General features: G+C 43.6%; 17 protein-coding genes. 6 read left to right on the top strand and 11 right to left on the bottom strand.

The features are described from left to right. The first annotated feature begins 236 nt into the window (after window positions 1–236). Both HRU23_15460 and HRU23_15465 read left to right on the top strand, forming a co-directional pair. The gene (locus HRU23_15460) at window positions 237–836 is read left to right on the top strand and encodes an acetate uptake transporter (GenBank protein NRA55537.1); all 600 of its coding nucleotides are present in this window, start codon (window positions 237–239) and stop codon (window positions 834–836) included. Between the two features lie 362 nt (window positions 837–1,198). Continuing rightward, window positions 1,199–2,446 (top strand): threonine/serine exporter family protein, encoded by a 1,248-nt coding sequence (locus HRU23_15465; GenBank protein NRA55538.1) that lies wholly within the window; start codon window positions 1,199–1,201, stop codon window positions 2,444–2,446. Between the two features lie 72 nt (window positions 2,447–2,518). On the opposite strand, the gene HRU23_15470 is transcribed toward HRU23_15465, so the two are convergent. Both HRU23_15470 and argA read right to left on the bottom strand, forming a co-directional pair. Continuing rightward, window positions 2,519–2,875, bottom strand: a complete 357-nt coding sequence (locus HRU23_15470; protein NRA55539.1) for a hypothetical protein — start codon at window positions 2,873–2,875, stop codon at window positions 2,519–2,521. A gap of 10 nt (window positions 2,876–2,885) precedes the next feature. Then, window positions 2,886–4,214: an amino-acid N-acetyltransferase gene (gene argA / locus HRU23_15475; protein ID NRA55540.1), complete on the bottom strand. Its 1,329-nt coding sequence runs from the start codon at window positions 4,212–4,214 to the stop codon at window positions 2,886–2,888. A 199-nt stretch (window positions 4,215–4,413) separates the two neighbouring features. On the opposite strand from argA, the gene HRU23_15480 reads away from it, so the two are divergent. Further along, on the top strand, window positions 4,414–5,265 hold the full coding sequence (locus HRU23_15480) for a chemotaxis protein CheV (GenBank protein ID NRA55541.1): 852 nt from the start codon (window positions 4,414–4,416) through the stop codon (window positions 5,263–5,265). On the opposite strand, the gene HRU23_15485 is transcribed toward HRU23_15480, so the two are convergent. After that, entirely contained in the window at window positions 5,262–5,984 is a 723-nt protein-coding gene (locus HRU23_15485; GenBank protein ID NRA55542.1) for a methyltransferase, read from the bottom strand. The two genes, HRU23_15480 and HRU23_15485, sit on opposite strands and share 4 nt — an antisense overlap. Before the next feature lie 214 nt (window positions 5,985–6,198). Here HRU23_15485 and HRU23_15490 point away from each other — a divergent pair, with 214 nt between their 5' ends. The 3 genes from HRU23_15490 to HRU23_15500 all read left to right on the top strand — a co-directional run bounded on the left by HRU23_15490 (window position 6,199) and on the right by HRU23_15500 (window position 10,326). Next, window positions 6,199–7,227, top strand: coding sequence for a site-2 protease family protein (locus tag HRU23_15490; protein NRA55543.1), 1,029 nt, complete (start codon window positions 6,199–6,201; stop codon window positions 7,225–7,227). Beyond that, window positions 7,227–7,919: a pseudouridine synthase gene (locus tag HRU23_15495; GenBank protein ID NRA55544.1), complete on the top strand. Its 693-nt coding sequence runs from the start codon at window positions 7,227–7,229 to the stop codon at window positions 7,917–7,919. Before HRU23_15490 ends, HRU23_15495 begins: the two co-directional genes overlap by 1 nt. Window positions 7,920–8,001: 82 nt before the next feature. Then, window positions 8,002–10,326 carry a methyl-accepting chemotaxis protein gene (locus HRU23_15500; protein NRA55545.1) on the top strand — a complete coding sequence of 775 codons (2,325 nt, stop codon included), beginning with the start codon at window positions 8,002–8,004 and terminating at the stop codon, window positions 10,324–10,326. Between the two features lie 87 nt (window positions 10,327–10,413). Here the strand turns inward: HRU23_15500 and HRU23_15505 are convergent, their stop codons facing one another. The 8 genes from HRU23_15505 to HRU23_15540 all read right to left on the bottom strand — a co-directional run bounded on the left by HRU23_15505 (window position 10,414) and on the right by HRU23_15540 (window position 19,918). After that, window positions 10,414–12,180: a DEAD/DEAH box helicase gene (locus HRU23_15505; protein ID NRA55546.1), complete on the bottom strand. Its 1,767-nt coding sequence runs from the start codon at window positions 12,178–12,180 to the stop codon at window positions 10,414–10,416. Between the two features lie 6 nt (window positions 12,181–12,186). Beyond that, window positions 12,187–13,425 (bottom strand): glycosyltransferase family 4 protein, encoded by a 1,239-nt coding sequence (locus HRU23_15510; protein ID NRA55547.1) that lies wholly within the window; start codon window positions 13,423–13,425, stop codon window positions 12,187–12,189. Window positions 13,426–13,516: 91 nt separating this feature from the next. Continuing rightward, window positions 13,517–14,248, bottom strand: a complete 732-nt coding sequence (locus tag HRU23_15515; protein ID NRA55548.1) for a hypothetical protein — start codon at window positions 14,246–14,248, stop codon at window positions 13,517–13,519. Window positions 14,249–14,561: 313 nt separating this feature from the next. Further along, on the bottom strand, window positions 14,562–14,975 hold the full coding sequence (locus HRU23_15520) for a rhodanese-like domain-containing protein (GenBank protein NRA55549.1): 414 nt from the start codon (window positions 14,973–14,975) through the stop codon (window positions 14,562–14,564). An 11-nt stretch (window positions 14,976–14,986) separates the two neighbouring features. Beyond that, the gene (locus HRU23_15525) at window positions 14,987–15,211 is read right to left on the bottom strand and encodes a DUF2892 domain-containing protein (GenBank protein NRA55550.1); all 225 of its coding nucleotides are present in this window, start codon (window positions 15,209–15,211) and stop codon (window positions 14,987–14,989) included. A gap of 10 nt (window positions 15,212–15,221) precedes the next feature. Next, window positions 15,222–16,538, bottom strand: a complete 1,317-nt coding sequence (locus tag HRU23_15530) for a hypothetical protein (protein NRA55551.1) — start codon at window positions 16,536–16,538, stop codon at window positions 15,222–15,224. Next, window positions 16,538–17,332 (bottom strand): outer membrane lipoprotein-sorting protein, encoded by a 795-nt coding sequence (locus HRU23_15535; GenBank protein NRA55552.1) that lies wholly within the window; start codon window positions 17,330–17,332, stop codon window positions 16,538–16,540. Before HRU23_15535 ends, HRU23_15530 begins: the two co-directional genes overlap by 1 nt. Window positions 17,333–17,341: 9 nt before the next feature. Further along, complete coding sequence (locus HRU23_15540; protein NRA55553.1) at window positions 17,342–19,918, bottom strand: MMPL family transporter; 2,577 nt, start codon at window positions 19,916–19,918, stop codon at window positions 17,342–17,344. Window positions 19,919–19,972: the final 54 nt, after the last annotated feature.

Consider the following 19,972-nt stretch of genomic DNA (forward strand, 5'->3'; position numbering starts at 1 on the left):
CTTCGTACACGTTATTTACGACGGTTATTTGTTAGTTGAATAACAAAGAAATCACCATAATTTGTTAGCGAAATGTTTTGGTTTTGTGACGGCAATAGGGCGGGCTAAGTTGTTGCTGTACGAGTTTTAAACAAAGATTTGAGCTGGCTAACAAAGTTTAAAATATCGCAAGATTTAACTACCTATGGCTGCATTATATTGCTACCTTAGCGCTCTTTTTTATTTTGGAGCCGACAATGTCGACTAATTACGCAAACCCTGCACCGCTGGGCCTAATGGGCTTTGGCATGACCACTATTTTACTTAATATTCACAACGCAGGTTTTTTCCCGCTTAGTGCTATGATCTTAGCAATGGGATTATGTTACGGCGGCTTTGCGCAAGTTATCGCTGGTATTTTAGAATTTAAGAAAAACAATACTTTTGGTTTAACTGCTTTTACCTCTTACGGATTTTTCTGGATCAGTTTAGTTGCTTTATTGGTCTTTCCAGAATTAGGTTGGGCTGAAGCAACCGAACCACAGTTTATGGGCATGTATTTATTAATGTGGGGCATCTTTACTGCATTCATGTTTATTGCTACCTTGAAAATGAACCGCGCTACTCAATTTATCTTTGGCAGCTTAACTGTACTGTTCTTTCTACTAGCCGTTAAAGATTTTACCGGTTCTGAAGTTTTAGGAGTGATTGCTGGTTATGAAGGCATTATTTGTGGCGCAAGCGCAATTTATGCAGCAATGGCGCAAGTGATCAATGAGCAATATGGTCGAGTTGTTTTGCCTTTAGGTGAACCGAAAGTTCAAGAACCGGTAACTAAGCTTGCTCAAGCGGCATAAATTATCGATAGCAAGCTGTGAAATTATGGCTTGCTGTTCAATTACTGTGCTGTTGTCGGGTTGTTTATCGCGCTTAAGATCATAAATGATTGAAGTGCTTGTAATATTTAATTATCTAATCGATATTAGTTATTTTTACTCAAAATATCCATTAAAGCTAAATATAAAAATCATCTAAAAAACAATGAGATATGTTGTTGTTTTGTTATTCTATCTGCTTTGTCATTCTTTCTTGGTTTTTCTGGTTACAAAAAAGCTTTACTCTTGGTTAAATCAGGATAAAATCGCGCTTTTTATTGTTCAGCTACTTTCATTGTACTTGAAAGTGAACTTGTCCCAAATTGCTTATTTAGGAAAAACTCGTGACATCGTCAACATTTGCCCAGCGTCGAAGTTTTATAATTAAACTCGGTAAATCGTTACATAAAGCTGGCACCTCCGCCAATCGATTAGAAGAACACTTAAGTAATGTCGCTTCAATTCTTGGCATGGAAGGATCTTTTTTGGTCTCGCCGACCGCATTGACTTTCGTGATGTGGGAAAAAGATCAATTAAACGATGATGCTTTTGGCGAGCGTCAGCAGTTTCATCACGTGGTACGCGTTAATCCTGGTGAAATAGATTTGGGTTCGTTGGCACGGACCGATGAATTAGTTGACGAGCTTGCGACGGGTAAACGCTCGTTAGCACAAGCCCGTGAGCGTCTTGATGAAATCGAAAACAAGCCCAACCCTTATTCGCAACTAACGACGTTGGTCGCTTTTGCTATTTCAGGCGGCGCTTTTGCGATGTTAATGGGCACCAGTTGGAGTGATGTGTTTTGGTCGTTCTGGCTCGGTCTTCTGGTGTATGGCTTTGTTTATTGGTCGACATTTTCAGAGCGGCTTGCTCATACTCTCGAACCATTAGTGGCACTTATCTCGGCATTTATTGTTACGGGGGCAATGCATTTAGATCCCAGTATTAATGCCTCATTAGTTGTATTGTCCAGCATCATAATATTTATTCCTGGTTTGGCGTTAACCCTTGGTTTACGTGAGTTGGCCGCGCGTAACTTGGTTTCTGGTACTGCCCGAATTATGGATGCCATTATGCTGCTGTTTAAGCTATATTTTGGTGCGGTATTGGGTTTGGAATTAGGATATGCCTGCTGGGGCAAGGTTGAGTTTGTGCAGCCGACGCCCATTCCACAATGGACCGCTTGGTTTGCGGTATTGCTGTTGTCTGGCAGTTTAGTGGTGATGTTTAAGTCGCGGCTCAAAGATGCATTTTGGGGCGTGATGTCTGGTTTTATTGCTTATTCAACCAGTTTATTAGCCGCTAGCTATTTTGACATTGCGTTGGGCACTTTCTTTGGCGCTTTTTGTGTTGGTATTTATGCCAATGTTTATGCACGGGTGCTAAAAGCTCCGGCTGTTATTGTGTCTTTGCAAGGCTTGGTTATTCTGGTGCCAGGCAGTAAGGTTTACATCGGCTTAAACACCATAGTCTCTGGCGAGAACATGCTAGGAACGGAGCCGATGGGCACTCAAGCGTTAATGATTTTTATGTCGTTAATTGCTGGATTGATTTTTTCAAACTTGGTGGTGCAGCCACGCCGCACTTTATAGCGTTAAGCTGTGTTTTAAATAGAGTTAAGGCGAGTTTAAAATTAATCGAATGTAAGCCAATCTAAGATTGGCTTAGTCTTTGTCGTCTTGGTAAAACGAGCTCGGTAACAGGTCTACTCCAACCATTTTCGCGAGCTTAATTAGCAGTGGAATGGTGATTGGCGCAAAAGGTAATAGCGCAAACACGCCTAAGCCGAGCCCCTTCAATATATCCAAAAATTGCTTATTGGCACTCGTTATCTCAGCTTTGCTAGCATTGCCCTTAGTTAACTTGGCATAAATAGTCAGCATTTCTTTGGTTTCTTGCTTTTCTTGCGCCAGAGCTTGTTTAAGACTGATCATGCTCCACCGAAAACGCAGTTTAGCGCGTTTCCGGTTTAGCTTGAGCACTCTTATTGGGGCTTTGCTAAATTTGTTTAAGAATTTCATCTGCTCAATATTACTTAATATTCTTGATCATAATTTTCGAATTACGTTGAAAATTATACAAGGCTTGCTTTTCGATTGGCAGCTGATCTAAACCAACGGGTTCAAAACCGCGTTCGCGAAACCAATGAATCGAGCTGGTTGTTAAGACAAATAATTGCGTTAAACCAAGTTCTTTTGCTTGCAGGCTTATTTGGTCTATTAAGGCATCACCACGCGAGGCATTACGATATTCAGGGTGAGTTGCAACACAGGCTAATTCTCCGGCCACACCATCTTTAGACGGGTATAGCGCGGCACAGCCGATAATTAAGCCGTCACGTTCAACCACGGTAAAACGATCGATTTCAACCTCAAGTTGCTCGCGTGAGCGTCGAACCAACAGTCGTTGTTCTTCCAGCGGCTGGATTAGATCAACGATACCGGCAATATCAGCAATGCTAGCGGGGCGTAACTGCTCAGAACTGGCCATTACAATTTGAGTACCGATGCCGTCGCGTGAAAAAAGCTCTTGCAGCAATGAGCCATCTTCGCGGTAGCTCACTAAATGACTGCGCGGCACACCCGCGGCGCAAGAGGCAATAGCAGCGCGTAAATAGATTGCGGTGCCGGTTAAAATTCCCCCTGAGCTTTCTAACTCTGCTAAGCGCTGCTTGGCGTCGCGTGGGAACATTTCAGGGATAACTTGATGATTAGCGTCTAACACGCCATTTTCAGAGCAGAACCCGATCATTTTGTCGGCTTTTAAGCGGATGGCGACTTGAGTGGCGACATCTTCAGCACTGAGGTTAAAGCTTTCACCTGTTAATGAATAACCAATGCCACTAATCACAACAATAGAGTTATCAGCCAACTGGCGTTTTATGCCTTCAACATCAACCCGGCGTATTTTTCCTGTGTAACATAAATCGACGCCATCGGCGATACCAACCGGCTGGGCGGTAATAAAGTTACCGCTAATAACGTTAATGCTAGCGCCTTGCATTGGGGTATTAATAAGGCCTTTCGATAGCTGAGCGTTAATTTCTAACTGTAATTGACCAACCACTTGCTTAATGTAGCCAAAGGCTTCTTCTGTGGTGACGCGCTGCTGCTGATGAAAAACACTTTCCACGCCATTTTGTTGCAAGCTTTTTTCAATTTGCGGGCGGGCACCGTAGACCAATACAATCTTGATGCCTAGCGTATTAAGCAAGGCAATGTCATTGACAATATTAGGGAAATTTTGGTGGGCGATACATTCACCACCAATCATGATCACAAAAGTTTTGTGACGATGAGCGTTTACATAAGGTGCCGACTGGCGAAACCAGTTAACTAAGCGGGTATCTCGTTGTTCCAACATATGCTCCAGCGCATGTAGCTAAATAAAAATATTACCTCAAGTATATGTAAATATCGGGTTAAGACAAAGCGCTTTTATTGGCTTTGAGGTTTATGGCAATAGTCTTTTTAGAGCTTTGACGTTATAATCGCCACCAAATGACCAATCAACATCTTTCCAGCCGATGGCAATAAATAAATAAGCAATGAAAAATCAAATGACAGATCAGCAAAATATCCTACGTTTTAGTCTTAGTGGTCGTGGCAGTTACGGTATTAATGTCTTAAAAATTAGAGAAATAGTACCTTATAAAAAACTTAATCGACTGCCAAGCTCAAAACCGGGCATTGCTGGCTTAATTGAATTGCGTGGCCAAAACATTCAAGTTATTGACTTATCACAGGTCATCGGTCAACCGAGCTTAGTTGGTGATGATGCGAGCGAAACATCAATTATTGTGACCGAGTTTAACCGGACCATGCAAGGGCTGCTCGTTAAGAAAGTCGATAAAATTATTAGTATTGATTGGCAAACCGTTAGTGCGTTACCGCGTGCGACGGGTAACAGTCATTATTTGTCTGGCGTGCTGAAAGTAGACAATGACTTGGTTGGCTTGATTGATGTTGAAAAAATTCTTTATGAATTAACCCCACAGATGAACAAAGTTGCCTTACCTAAATTCGACACCACTAAAATAATCGACAAAAAAATTCTAGCAGTCGATGATTCTAGAATGGCACGAAAATTAATCGCTAATACCTTAGATCAAATGGGTGTTGATTACATTATGGCGAGTTCGGGTCAGGATGCACTCGATATAATGGGCGAAGACGGCGTTAAGATTGATATGGTCATTTCGGATATTGAAATGCCACATATGGATGGTTACGCGTTGAGTCGCCAGTTGCGAAAATTGTCTCATAGCAAAGACTGTTATATTTTATTGCACAGTTCGCTAAGTGGTAATGCTTGCCAAAATATGAGCGACCAGTCGGGAGCCAATAGATTATTGACCAAGTTTGTCGAAAATGAACTCGCCGACGCTGTCACCCAGGCTTTGTGTGCTTAACGCGCGAAGCGTAATAAAAATTCACTAAGATAAGCGGCACTTTGTGCCGTGTACTGCTGGTGACTGGCGTAAATGGTTAATTGATCTTGCACAGGGGTCATTACAGTGATTGATTTTTCAAAGGTTAGCGCAGCCAGTTTGGCCTTGCCGTTAACTTGAGTGATTAATGATCTTTGGTGAGTGAGTTGCAGTTGTTGACTCTGGGCCAAATCCACGATGGTATCGACCTGATTTAAAGGCACTAATAAATAACAGCGGCCATTCGTTCGCAATAACCGCCCGCATACCGCTAATAAATCCTTAAACGATAAGGTATCGGTATGGCGGGCGGTATTTCTTAACATTTCTTGATTTTTTAAATGATTATCGAAAAACGGCGGGTTAGAGATAATCAGGTCAAAACAAGGCTGGTTATACTGCTGGGCCGCGTAAGCAGTAATGTCTTGCTCTATCACGGTTATTTGTTGTTCCCATTTACTATTACTGACATTAAGCTGGGCTTCTTGAGCGGCCTGTGGGGTGAGTTCAACGGCCGTAACGTCGGCTGCACCGAGCTGCATTGCCATTAACGATAATAGACCAGTACCGGCGCCAATATCTAATACCTTATCAGCCGCTGTTAGCGGGATCATTGCACCAAAAATTAAACTGTCGGTGCAAACCTTCATGGCACTGGCAGCTTGCGTTACAGAAAATTGCTGAAGTTTGAATACAGACATTATTAGCTTTATTAAGTTGAAACTGTGGCCATTATATACCGCTTGGTCGGCTATTTTCACCATCTAAGCCACATCGGCTCACTAATCCTTAAACTAATGCTTGCCTCGGCGGTAAAAATCGCGATAATTCTTGCGATATTAATTTGAGCTGGTGATGTTAGTGCAACTGTTAAAGATAGAATGTTTAGGTCGTGAATTACGATTAGATGGTTCAATGGCCGGGTGGCAAGCCCTGTATTGGGACAATCAGTTGGTTTCTCAGCGCGAGGCGAGTGCTGAGCCAAACGAGCAGCAATGCCATGAGTTTTCCCTGCAAGCCGGTGAGCAAACCATTAGTTGCCAACTCAAGGTCGAATTAACGTGGCAGCCCTTTGATTTAAGCTACCAATTACTGGTCAATGATGACGAAATCAGTCAGCAGCAATTGAACGAACACGACATTGAGCGCCGCTCTGTGGCTGAACGTGAGAAAACACCCACTAAATTTAGCTTAGTAGGTTTGGGATCGTTAGCGCTTAAGTTATTTAAAAGTGCCAAGGTGATTAAAGTATTATTTGCCGCGGGCAGTTTGGCCGCTTACGCGTGGTTGTTTTCAATTCAATTTGCGATTGCATTGATCTTATGTCTGGTTTTTCATGAATACGGTCACATTCGGGCGATGAAATATTTTGGCTTAAAAACCAAAGGCATTTACTTGATCCCCTTTGTTGGTGGTTTGGCGATGTCCGATGATAAAATTAATACCCGCTGGCAAGATGTTGTCATTTCGATCATGGGACCATTTTTTGGTTTAATTTTGTCTTTGGCTTGTTTAGTGGGCTATTGGATCACTGATCTTGAAATATTGGCTGGTTTGGCGGTCTTTAATGCTTTACTCAATTTGTTTAACCTGTTGCCGGTATTGCCGCTTGATGGTGGCCATATTTTAAAAAGTATAGCCTTTTCAATTAACTCAAAACTCGGTTTGGTGGCTTGTGTGGCTGGCGCGGCGTTAGGTGTTTATGCCAGTTATTATTTCGGCTTGGCGTTATTGGGCTTTCTGCTATTGATTGGCAGCGTTGAAATATTGTTTGAATGGCGTGGTCGTCATCACAGTCAACTATTACCGCTTAACCGTTACGCGCAGGTGGTTTCTAGTGTGTGGTATGTCTTAACGTTAGGCGGTTTGTGCGCCATTATTTATTTTGTTGGCCAGTCAGGCAATGACGCGTTAGCGTTACCGATGAAAATTTTAGCGAGCTAATGCGATTAGCGCAGTTTATTAGCCGCAGCGGATTTTGTTCGCGCCGTGCTGCTAGTCGTTTAATAGATAGTGGGGTTGTGACGGTTGCGGGCAAGTTGGCTGGGCATTTGAGTTTTGTCGATGGCACCGAAGAGGTTGCCATTGCCGGAACCGTGGTGACTTTAGCCAAGCAAGCTCGCTATGTTATTTACAATAAGCCAGTTGGCATTGACTGTAATTGTAATGAAGACGATCCCGACAGCATCATTAATCAGCTTACTTTTAGCCCACGGCTGTTTCCGGTCGGGCGACTCGATAAAGACTCGCATGGTTTATTACTGCTCACTAATGATGGTGACTTGTGCCACCGTTTATTAGCACCGCAATTTAATCACCCTAAGACCTACTTAGTGACGGTTGAACCTTATTATGGCATGGGCAATATTAATGATGAGTTTGTGCTTAAAATGAGCCAGCCAATTACCTTAAAACAAGCTACCACTAAAGCATGTACGGTTGAATTAGTCGGGCTTAATCAATTTAAAATTACCCTAACCCAAGGGCTTAACCGACAAATTCGAAAAATGGCACAAGTGTGTGGTTATCGGGTGGTCGATTTACAACGCTTAACCCTGGTTAACCTTGAGCTAGGCACCTTGGCGTTAGGGCAATGGCGCGATTTATCGAGTGCTGAGCTAGCTGATTTGAAATAAGCAGACGTATTCGCGAGCAACCGCTAAATAATCGCTGTAAAAAGTAGAATTGTCTCCTAAACTATTTGTAAGGGGCATTACTATGACAATCAAAACTCGAATTCTTCTTGCGATAATATCTATTGGGATCTTGCCACTGCTTGGTGCAAGTTTAATCATTGGTTATTCAATATCCGATCAGATTAGTACCACACTTAACGGCACGGTTTCAGCAAAACTGGTCGCCGTAAGAGAAATGAAAAAATCCCAACTCGTTAATTACTTTCATGATTTAGAAATCTTAGTCGCTAGTATTTCGAGTGAAGATTTGACAGTAAAAGCAACCGGTTATTTATCAAAATCCTTTAATCTTGATATTCAAGCTGACGAGGTTGAACAACAAAGCCTGAGTGAATTTTATAATCAAGCATATTTACAGCGTGCTCAAGCGCTCGACCCTTCTCTTAAACCGGCGCAGGTAACGTCGGTGCTGGCGGCTTTAGATCCTGCTGCTAGTTTTTATCAGGCGCGTTATATCAGCCAAAACGAAAATCCGCTGGACTCAAAACATGCGCTTATCCAAGCGAAGAAAAAGGGCCGGTTTAATGCGCGTTACGATATTTATCACAGCGAGTATCATCCTGAATTAACTAAAATCCAACAAGAGTTTGGTTTCCCCGATGTGTTATTAGTGAATGCCGTTGGTCGAGTCGTATACTCGGTGGTTAAAAATATTGATTACGGGACGTCGTTAGAGCAGGGTGCATTAGCTGATACTGGTTTGGCGAAAGCATGGCGCAAGGCAATTAATGGCGCTCAAGGAGAAGTATTTCTCACTGATTTGGCGAGCTACCTACCGTCATATGGCGCGCCTGCTGGCTTTATGTCAGCGCCTGTTTATGAGCAGGGTAAAATGATTGGTGCTTTGGTGGTTCAGTTACCTCTGGCGCGTGTGACGCGCATTATGACCAGTTCAAGTAAATGGTCAGATGTTGGCCTTGGACAAACCGGAGAAGTTTATTTGGTTGGTGCCGATCAGCGATTACGTTCTGAAGCGCGTTTACTGATTGAGGATATTAGTCTATATCTCGAGAAAATTGCAACGACGGGTTGGCAAGATAAGATTGCTACGATACAAAATAGAAATACTGGCGTAACTTTGCAAAAATCAGTGGCAAGCAGCGTGACGAAAGCATTGGCTGGCGAGACAGGCGTGGTGCTAACCGATGGATATTATGGTGAGCAAGTATTGTCGGCATATACGCCTCTAAACATCAAAGATCAGCATTGGGCATTAATATCAGAGATTAGTGAGCAAGAGGCTTTTGCCGATAAACAGCAAATACTCAAGAACCTGGCGACAGACAGCGCAATTGTTATTATCGTTGCGCTAGTAGTCGCGACATTATTTGGGATTTTAATTTCGAGATTGTTGGTTAATCCAATTCAGCAGTTGGTGAGTTCGTTTGAGGAAATAGCGCAAGGCGATGGCGACCTTAGCATTGTGCTCGCTAGTGCCGCGCGCAAAGATGAAATAGGGGAGCTCTCCCGGGCCTTTAACACTTTTATTGCAAGTATTAGAGGTGTCGTGTCACAAGTTATCACCACGGCGACGGAGTTGACTTTGGTCGCTGCTAACTTGCAGCAAAGTGTCGACAATACGTCGTCAAGCATGGGGAAACAGCGCTTGATGACCAATACAATTGCTAGCGCGATGACCGAGTTCTCTGCGTCGATTGATGAGGTTGCCAGAGGAAGTAACGATACGCTAGCAACAATGAATAACGCTGGTCAGGCGACAGTGAAAGGCGCTAGCAGTGCCCAAAAGTCTGTTGTTGAAATTGATCAATTAGCCCAGGGCACCAGTGAGTCAACCAGTTCGATCGCGCGACTATCTACAGAGATAGACCAAATAAGCGAGGTGCTTGATGTGATTAACGGCATTGCAGAACAGACGAGCCTGCTGGCATTAAATGCGGCGATTGAAGCAGCGCGGGCGGGTGAGCAAGGCCGAGGTTTTGCGGTGGTTGCCGACGAAGTGAGAACGCTGTCATCACGGACTCAGTCTGCCACGGTCGATATTAAAGAGAAGATGGTCCAACTAAGAAGCGCAGCTGACGAGTCAGTGAGCCGAGCTAATAGTTCGCTTGATAATGCCAAACACGGCATTGCTTTAGTCAACCAAACGGCGAGTGAACTTGAATTGATATTGAGCTTAGTGAGTGAAGTAGAGACAATGCATTCACACATTGCATCAGCCGTTACCCAGCAGCAAAGTGCGATCAGAGAAATAGAACAAAATGTCATTGAAATTGACGGGCTTTCTGAAATGACCCTTAGTGGCACCGAGCAAGCAGCGAAGTCTACGCAGGAACTGCAACAAATGGCGGTTAAATTACGTGATTTAGTCGGGCACTTTAAAACCTGAGACTAACCTAAAGTTAGTCGACTGATAACAAAAGGGGTGCTTACTTAAAGGCATCCCTTTTTTTTTACTCAATCAATATTCGTGGTATTAACCTAACTGATTGGCTTTGCGGTAGTTGCCTTGATAGTCGAAAACTTTTTCTTTGATTTGCCAGTAATGATTTTGTTTACGGGCAATCACAAAGTCAGGCGCAATAAAGGCTGCTGCGACAGCTAATACTGTAGCGGCATCTTTAAATTGTTCTGGCCGTGAACCTTGTTCGAAGCGCCGCCCAAATTGCTGATTGAAGAGTTCGCGTGACGTTTTATGGTTAAAATTAAACTGTTCACTAACTGTGGCGCCATCTTCATCAAAATATGAGATTTTAATCCGATTCTCAGCTTTGGCGGCTGGCTCAATTAACATACCGCTGCAACGTAAGACCATGGCATCTTTGAGCTTAAGTGCATTTTTCAGTAATTGGTCTGGATCGATAATCGCATGTTGGCATTGTAAACAGCGCCGGGCTGCAATGTCATTTTCGGCACCACACTGGCTGCATTCTTTAAATCGAAAGCGGTAATCACAGCGCACCTTGCGTTGTTGTTCATCTAGCTCATAACCCCAGCAGCGGCGGCCATAATGCTCGATAATTTGGTTGTCTTCACTTACTTTGCCCCAAAAGGTATTGCCGAATTGGCAAATAGGGCAGTTAACTAACACGGGCACACTGTCGCTGTTTGGTTTGGCACTGCCAACTTCTGGGCTGTAAATATCAAAGCCACTACCAGCGTAGTCGATAATTAGGCAGTCTTTTTTGTCTGGAGCGAGGCGTAAACCGCGGCCAACAATTTGTTGAAACAAGCTCAGTGATTGAGTAGGGCGTAACAAGGCAATAAAATCGACATGGGGCGCATCAAAGCCGGTGGTTAGCACCGCGACATTGACTAAATATTTAATCTGTTGCTGTTTAAAATCATTAATTATTTGGTCGCGTTGCTGGTTAGGCGTATCGCCTAAAATCATCGCGGCATTGTGACCCTTAAGATAACCCATAATTTCTTTGGCGTGATCAGTGGTCGCCGCAAAAATCATCACCCCACGGCGGTTTTTACTTAAGCTAATCACTTGCTCGATAATCGCTTGGGTTACCCGGGCGTGCGTCGTTAGCAACGAATTTACTTCCTGTGCAGGGTAGTTGCCTAATTGGTTGGCATTAATGCTCGAAAAGTCATAATGCGCAATGGTCGCGTCAATCAAATTAGGCTGGGTTAAAAAACCCTGCTTAATCATTAATGCCAGCGGCATTTCATAGATACAATCAACAAAGGGTCTGGGTTCGTCGGTTCGGGTAAAACCGTGGTAATGATGTTGATAAATCCATCCAATGCCTAACCGAAAGGGCGTGGCAGTTAATCCCAGTACTTTTAGTTTAGGGTTAGCGATTTTTAATTTGCTAATCAACTGTTGATATTGGTTTTGTGCCTCGTCGTCTTCACGGGTTAAGCCAATGCGGTGGCATTCATCGATAATTAATAATGAATAATAGTCGCTAAAATCGGCTAAGTTCGGTGCCGCCGATTGAATACTGGCAAAAGTCACTTGATGATCTAATTGCTTGCGGCCAAGCCCAGCGGAATAAATACCCGCGGTTAAACCATAACTTTGATACTTTTCATGATTTTGCTCGACCAGTTCTTTGACATGCGCCAGCACCAATATTTTATGCCGGGCTAGGCTGGCCAGTTCGCTAATGACCAAGCTTTTACCACTGCCAGTGGGCAATACGATAACCGCGGCATCGTCAGTTTGACGAAAGTGTGCCAAGGTCGCGTTAACCGCTTGTTGTTGATAAGGACGTAAGGTATATGCCATTAGGATTTAATCTTGAGCCGGTAATTTGTTTTTTGCTTCAATCCATTGTGCCATATATTTGGTACTTTTATGATGATGATGACGTAACATCGCGCCCGAAAAATTGGCAAGTCGATGTTGCGGTAAATCATTAAGCAGCTGATTAATTTGTTGCAACAATAAATTACCTAAATGGTGTTTGTCATAAAGTGTTTTAATAATTTGGTCACCATGGTTGACCGCTTGCTGCCAGCTTTGTTGGTCGTTATAAAGTGCCACTGCTTGATCTGCAAAGGTTTGGGCATCGTCCGTGATCATGCCAGACCACGGCAATTGACCGTGCATAGCCTCGCTGCCGATACTGGTAGTGACATTAGGCGTACCATTAAGCATTGCGTCGGCTAACTTGCCCTTGATGCCAGCGCCAAAGCGAATTGGCGCCAGACAAACCCGTGCTTCTCGCATCACTTGGTGAGCATCTTTAGCCCAACCTTTAACATGAAAACCTTGTTTTGGATTATCAAATGCCATGGCTTTCGCTGGTGGATAAGCGCCATATACATTGAGTTTGGCTTTAGGCAGTTGCTGACGAATAAGCGGCCAGATAGTCTCTTTTAAATAACGTACGGCATCCCAGTTTGGGGCATGGCGAAAATTACCGATTGAGACAAAATCAGCGCGTTGATCAAAGTCAGGTCGTGGCTGTGACAATTGCTGTGGCTCGAGCATAAAGGGCAGGTGGTGCAACAAAGCGGGATCAACACGATAATGCTCGCTTAATAAGCTCATTTCATAAGTAGATATAATCAATGACATATCGCAGCGTAAAATCGCGGCGATTTCGCGCATTGCAATATCAGAGCTCAAATCTTGCTTGGTGACAGCCCGCTGCTGCTTGTAAGCACGGTGTCTGGCATCGCGTAATGAATGAAGGTCTTCGGTATCTAGAATGCGTAGTGCATTAGGGCACTGCTGCTCAACACGCCAACCAAACTGTTCTTCCATCATAAAGCGGTCGAACATTACGATATCGGGTTGTAATTGGCTAATGTAGTGATCGAAACTTTCATTGTTCAGCTCAATATTGACCGTGGGCACATCGATAGCCGCAAGGTCAGCCATGTGATCTGACAGCGCTGCTGGACTGGCAAAGGTGACTGCCCACTGTTGACTGCGAAATAGGGAAATTAATTCCATCATGCGGGTGCCAGCGGCTGAGGAATTTGGTTCAGGCCATACATAGCCAATTATTAGGACATTTTTCATCATAAGTATCGATGGTGCAAGATGGCGCAGATTGTAGCTGGAACTTAGCGAGGAAACTATCGCAATCAACTAAAAAGGCTGGTTAAGTCCATTAATATTTAACTTGGGCGCCGTTTCTCTGCTGCTTGATTTTATTGGCGATCGCTGGCAGTAAAGCTTGATGTTTTTTATGCAGAAATAAATACAATGGGTCGGTTCGCAAAGTTGGTTCTAAAATACGTAGGCTACCAGTTAAATCAATATTTACGTGACCTTGGGCAAAACTGCGGCTATATAAAATAATATCAAGACGCTTTGCTTGCAGCATGTTAAATAAAATTTGCTTATTAGCAATCGCATAGGTGTTTTTTAAATCTTTTATCAATGGCTTAATCAGTAGCCAGCCGGCAATGTAACCAATTTTGTAATGACTAAGCTCTGATAGGCCGTGGCTTAAGTTAATGTCCGGGTTGGTTGTGATAGCCACTAACTCGTGTGAGCCAAGTGATTGTGGCACCTTGATTAAATTTTTATAATGTAAACTTGTGCTGGATATATGTGGGTATGAACCGTCAACAAAGCCTGAGTTAGTTTCTCTAAAGGTACGTATCGAAGGGGTGTTGCGATATTCTAGCTTAATATTTAACTGAGAAAAAACCTGCTCGATAAACTGATCTAAACTATGTGCTGCTTGACCTTTATCTGAGGGCGGCACGGCGGAATTTAATATAAAAGTGTTAGGTTGGTTAACCGAGTGTTGACTTGCTAGTACCTGCTGATTAAGTCCGAGGCCAAGAGCTAATAACCAGCCAAGGCGGATTATGGTGCGTCTTAAATAGTTCAAATAAACCCCTTATCTCCAATTATTACGTGATCAATATGCAGGCAGCACTATTTTTGTGCTCCAATTTAATCACTACTCACATCCTTGTTGTTTTATGTTATCGGCCAAAAGCATGATTAGTATAACTATTTTAATAAACAATTGTTAATTATTAAAATGGTGGCAGCTAGCCGTGAGCATTAAACAATGCCGTGATGGAATAGACGAGAAGAGGTAATGAGGGAAATACAGCGAATAAGTCGGCTTGGTGTTAAAGCCAGCCGACTAATATTAAGTAACTAATGTGTATAAACTGGGCACCGCTAGTGTAGCGTTATTGGCTAAAAATTTCGGGTTTGGCAGCCAATATTGCGTTTAAACCACCGCCATTGTGCAAATTGGTATAACCGGCTTTGGTTAAACTTTCAAATGCCATTCCTGACCTATTGCCACTGCGACAATATAAGACAATGTCGCGATTCTTGCTAATATCCAAGGTCTTAAACAGACTAACCGCGACATCAAACGGAATGTTTATTGCACCCTCTAAATGTCCCGCAGCGTACTCTTGCGCCGTTCGAGCATCAACAATTAACGCGCCAGCTTCGATTAACTGCCAGGTTTTTTGTTCGCGGCTTTCTTGGACGATAGTGCTCTGTTCTAGATTCTTTTGCGGTGACAAATCACCAGCAATTACCGATCCTGCGATTAATAAATACAACATACTTACGATTTTAAAATATTTCATCAGAGACTCGACTAGTTGTTAGCGCTGCTATTTGTGGTGGTATCACAGGCTGACTTTAGACCAATTTTTTTGAATAACCAAGCGGCAGGGCAATAACCGCTTACCGAAAATTGCAACATGTTGGCACCAACAAACAAGGTAAACCAATAAAATCGTGGGTCAACCCATAGTGTTAAGGCGACCGATAAAAAGATCATCATGCTAATAAAGATAAAGAGTGCGCGTTGTTGAGTCATGTTATTACTCCTAGTAATAATAAGTGAGCCGTAAGTAGGCATTGTTGTTAAGCTGAAATTGACCAAAGAAGCGAGCTGCATCGCCGTTAAATATATTGGTGCCAAGCACTAATTGCAGTTGATCATTGGCACGATAGCGCAGCGATGCTCGGGCATAGCTGTCATGCTGATTCGGTGAGATAAACCCAAACAAAGTGGCGTGCCATTTATCGTTGGCACTGCGATGTGTTAATCCTAGTGTCAACACCTGACGGCTGGCATCAGTGCTTTGTTTTTGATGGTCGGTATCGTGTTCAAGGTAAAACTGGCCAGACATTGTCAGCCGAGTTTGTAGCTCTTGTTGATAGCCGACCAGCAACCTGACTTGATCGCTCGGGGCGTTTTGGTCTGTTGACTCGTAATCATGATAACCAAGCTCAACATTAACCAAACCCGCTGCCAATGGGCTAATGATGCTAGCGCCAAGCGTGGAAAGTTGAGGATGATAAAAAGCACTGTTTTGCTGGTTAATATCTTGGTGGCTGACATGTTGTCGGTAGATCGGTGTGCCGCGATAGCCATGGTTGACGTAAATACCGATATCAGCTTGGTGATAAGTAAAATAGAGTCGCGCTGCTATAGCTCCATGAGGCTGCTGTTCACTGGTCAGTGGTGAGCTTGGCACAATAATCTTTTGACTTAGCGGGTCGTAAAAACTAAAACGCTGGCCATCAATATAGCGATCGCTGACAAAGCGGGGTTGCCAAATTAAATCAAGGTTAAGTCGTTGGCCAAAATAACTCAGCTTAACAACATCGATTGGTGCTTTGAGGTATTGATCGTCGCGGCCATTAAAAAAAGAACGCCAATCTTTGCGAAATAAATCGTTGATAAACACCAGATCACCCGTGCCCCATGTCACCACTTGCCGACCCAGTTTAAAACTGAGGTTATTTAATACAGGCGCAGCAGCAAGCGCAGGTAAGGGCACAACATCAGCAAAGTTGCCACTAAGCAATACTTGGCGCGGTTGCAGCTTAAACTCGGACATGGCCTGATCATAGAGCGCGTCGAGCTTAAATTTAAACTCGAACGTGTCAGCTTGGTAAGCTGTTTCAAGGCGCAGGCGCAATTCACTGAGACTGTTGGTTAGCGGTAATATGTCGTTATTTGTTAACCAACTGCCGTAAGCGAGTTGACCAAAACCGCTTAAGGGTTGCCACGACGATTCGATTGGCGTTGGTAACTCATCCTGCCAATTGTCCCAGTCGTCGAGATCATCACCTGTGGCAAGAACGCTGGTGCTAACCAGTGCCAAACCTGCCAGCAACAGCGGGGCAATATTCATTAGTTAAACCACTTTCTTGGCGGGTTACGCAAACTGCGTTCACTAAAAATAGCTTGTGGCATGTGATTGTCATAACGAATTCGTCTAAATTGGATTACCGTTGAACCGCCATTGATAAGGTCGCTTGCCTTTGATTTAACCACGCTAACCTTGCCTTGAACTTCGGTTAACTTAAGCACCTCAACTTTACGATATTGTTGATTATGGCTGTTGGTATAAACAATGCTCATCGGTAGCATGGTGGTTTTATCTATAGTGACCAGATAGCTGGCGAATTCGACCGAATCAGGATCTTTAGGCACCGCCTTAATTTGATAAGCACTGGTTGTTTCACCCACTAGGGTGAAATTATCGTCGCTGATGTTACGCCCTGAAATATCCTCGTAAAAGAAATGCGAACCAACAAAACTGGTGCGTTTGTCACCCGCTGAAATGCGTTTTACCAGATCGAGCGCCGGTAAATACAACCACCGATCATCATCGCTGTTTATATGCTTGGCGACTCGCAGCATGGTGCCCTTAACATCGGACGGTTTACTAAATTTAAGCATGATGTCTTGATCGCCACCATCGAGCTTATCTTTTCTCGCCAGTGAAAATTGACGAATTTGTTGATTACCTTGCGAGTCACTAATTAACATTCTCGCTTGGGCTGTTGCATCGTCCCCGAGATAAAACGCCGCTAAGTTCGCTTGTGACACAATAGCCATCACATCGGTTTTGGTGTTCGCATTAGTCGAGGCATTAGTGATAAGTAATGCTGCAAGTAGCGATAATTTAATGATATTTTTCATCAGATATTCCTAATTATTTGCTGACTGAGCGTCGGAGATTACCTTGGATACTGGCCGCGGCGAGTTCGCCAGCGTAATAATGGCAGGCACGAGCATTAAGGTAATGATTGCTGAAATCACCATGATGCTGGCGAGGAACAATCCAACGGTGATATAGGGCACTAAAGGTGCGAACAGCAAGGGGGTAAAACCGCAAGCGATCACAATGGCATTACGGCTAATGGCTTGCGCGGGTTCTTTGAACATGAGGTTGATTGCCACAATACTGTTGTGGCCCTCGGTCAGCAGTTGTCTATAACGTTCAATGAAATGAATCGCAAAGTCGACCGATAAACCAAGGGTTAACGATGAAAGCACGGCAATTGGCATGTCATAATCTTTGCCAACCCAGCCAATTAAGCCATAAATTAGACCAATGGTGATCGTGAGCGGTAACATTGCCAGCAAACCATAACGAACTGATTTAAACAGTGCCATCATCATTAACAGCACCACCACAAATGCACTGGCTAATGAATTTAACATGCCGGCGACCATTTCTTGTTGCCACACCACATTGATATAGGCTTTACCTGCCCACTTTAGGTCAATGTTGGCCGGCAGAGGGTGAGCGGTTACGTACTGTTCAACCAGCGCCATTACCTGTTGCATGCTTTGATTGTCGCCACTTTTTAATTGTAACCACAACAAACTTGCTTGTTGGTCACGCGTGACAAAGTGCCATAAATCATTGGGACGGTGCGACGATTGATACTGCATTAACACTTGAGCAACGCCATTGCTGGTGGCTGGCAGGACAAAATCTTGCGCTTGACCACTGACTAATTCACGATTAACGGTTTTAACCAGATCGGGCAATGAATTAACGTTGCCAACAATTGGCGAGCTTAATAAGGCTTGTTCTAGTTGCTCGATATAGCGCAACATTTGCGGCTGATAAAAACTCGCGCTCGAGCTTCTTAATGCCGCTGTGACTGTTAACTGTTGCTGGATTAAACGCATTTGTTGCTGGGTTAACTGGCTGTCAAATTCAAATAAGTAATCATCGAGCAGTAACGTCCATTGGTTGAGTGCCGCGGTTAAATTGTCGCTGGTGGTCACTGGTGGCAATGGCAAGGCTAAATTTAAGTCTAATGCACGAGCATCTACGGTAAATTGATTTAGTTGCTGAGCAAATAGCGCCTGTTGTGCGACTTGATCGTTGCGAGACAACACCAAATAAGCGTTATAGGTGCCAGCGAAATGCTGATTCAATACTTTATCGGCAATTCTAATTTGATGATCTTGTTTAAACCAGCGTACCGGATTGTCGTTAATGGTGATTTGGTTAATGCCAAAATAACTGATAACACCAATAAGCAACGTAATGCCAACAATGAGTCGGGGGTAACCAATACTTAATCGTCTGATTACGTCTAATCGGCGCTCAAGCGGTGAAGTACGTTCGACCCTGAGTGATTTAAGCTTGGCTAATGCACTAGGACTTAGCCGTGACAGGTAAGCGGGCAATAACACCATGGTTAAAACAAACGCCAGTAATATCCCAAAACCAACGAAACCACCAAAAATTTTGACCGGCGGAATGGGCGTTAACATCAATGAGAAAAAACCCACTGCAGAAGTGATCGAGGTAAATAACATTGGCCTAAATAAATGACGGACAACTTGAGTTATAACTTGGGCCGCCGTCTGATTACTCGTGCGGTAGCGATCTGAAAACTCAGACATAATATGAATGGAATCAACCACGGCGATCGGCATTAGAAAAATGGCGATCATCGACGATAATATATGCACCTTAAAACCAAGTGCGATCAGCAAGCCCATTGTGATAATGACTGTCGCTAAGGCAACTAACATTGGCGCGACTATTAAGGTGACATTGCGAAAGAGCAACCACATCATGAAAAATATCATCACCCCTGCCAGCGGGGCACTGATTGCCATTTGCACAAACATTTCACGGCCAAATTGGTCTTCTGCCACTGGCAAACCACTGATATAAAACTGATGTTCGCCGCTTAGCGGTGCCACATAGGCCCGAATTTGCTCTGCGAGCTGATAACTCATCGTTTTCGACGTTAGCGGAATGAAAATGGCGATGGCCTGATGATCGCTTGAAATCATCGTGCTGTTAAGTAAAGGCAGACGGGATATGGCATTGGCTATTTTGTCAGCGCCGACCTGAGTGGCTGGTGGCTGCTTCATTAACCACTCAAATCGAATTACACCTTGATCTTGATTATAGATGTTATCAACCACACTTGGCGCAATGACGTCTTGTTTAATCACGCCATCAAGCGACAACAAATACTGGGTAACTTGATCAACGAGTGCCAATGATTGCGGGTTATAAATACCTTGGTTATTGACTATGCCCAATACCATTGAGTCGTGTAAGGCAAACTGACGTTTAACTTGATTATGGTAACTGCGGTCAACATTGGTTGGTGCGAGCATGTTTTCTGGATCGGTATCAATATCGAGTGCCGGGATCTGGAGCATAAAAAACAGCACCACTACGGATATCAGGGTATAGACAATTTTAGGAAAACGGATCACATAATCAACCAACGTACTTTTCATCACCATGCCTTTTAAATACAAATATTATGAATTGCTAATATAATACGACGAAAT

The sequence above is a fragment of the Gammaproteobacteria bacterium genome (genome assembly GCA_013214945.1).
Taxonomy (GTDB): domain Bacteria; phylum Pseudomonadota; class Gammaproteobacteria; order Enterobacterales; family Psychrobiaceae; genus Psychrobium.

Excerpts from the sequence above, each read along its gene's own strand:
- HRU23_15460 (NRA55537.1), top strand. The coding sequence starts at position 237 with ATGTCGACTAATTACGCAAACCCTGCACCGCTGGGCCTAATGGGCTTT.
- HRU23_15470 (NRA55539.1), bottom strand. The coding sequence starts at position 2,875 with ATGAAATTCTTAAACAAATTTAGCAAAGCCCCAATAAGAGTGCTCAAG.
- HRU23_15480 (NRA55541.1), top strand. The coding sequence starts at position 4,414 with ATGACAGATCAGCAAAATATCCTACGTTTTAGTCTTAGTGGTCGTGGC.
- HRU23_15485 (NRA55542.1), bottom strand. The coding sequence starts at position 5,984 with ATGTCTGTATTCAAACTTCAGCAATTTTCTGTAACGCAAGCTGCCAGT.
- HRU23_15490 (NRA55543.1), top strand. The coding sequence starts at position 6,199 with ATGGCCGGGTGGCAAGCCCTGTATTGGGACAATCAGTTGGTTTCTCAG.
- HRU23_15495 (NRA55544.1), top strand. The coding sequence starts at position 7,227 with ATGCGATTAGCGCAGTTTATTAGCCGCAGCGGATTTTGTTCGCGCCGT.
- HRU23_15500 (NRA55545.1), top strand. The coding sequence starts at position 8,002 with ATGACAATCAAAACTCGAATTCTTCTTGCGATAATATCTATTGGGATC.
- HRU23_15505 (NRA55546.1), bottom strand. The coding sequence starts at position 12,180 with ATGGCATATACCTTACGTCCTTATCAACAACAAGCGGTTAACGCGACC.
- HRU23_15510 (NRA55547.1), bottom strand. The coding sequence starts at position 13,425 with ATGAAAAATGTCCTAATAATTGGCTATGTATGGCCTGAACCAAATTCC.
- HRU23_15520 (NRA55549.1), bottom strand. The coding sequence starts at position 14,975 with ATGAAATATTTTAAAATCGTAAGTATGTTGTATTTATTAATCGCAGGA.
- HRU23_15525 (NRA55550.1), bottom strand. The coding sequence starts at position 15,211 with ATGACTCAACAACGCGCACTCTTTATCTTTATTAGCATGATGATCTTT.
- HRU23_15530 (NRA55551.1), bottom strand. The coding sequence starts at position 16,538 with ATGAATATTGCCCCGCTGTTGCTGGCAGGTTTGGCACTGGTTAGCACC.
- HRU23_15535 (NRA55552.1), bottom strand. The coding sequence starts at position 17,332 with ATGAAAAATATCATTAAATTATCGCTACTTGCAGCATTACTTATCACT.
- HRU23_15540 (NRA55553.1), bottom strand. The coding sequence starts at position 19,918 with ATGAAAAGTACGTTGGTTGATTATGTGATCCGTTTTCCTAAAATTGTC.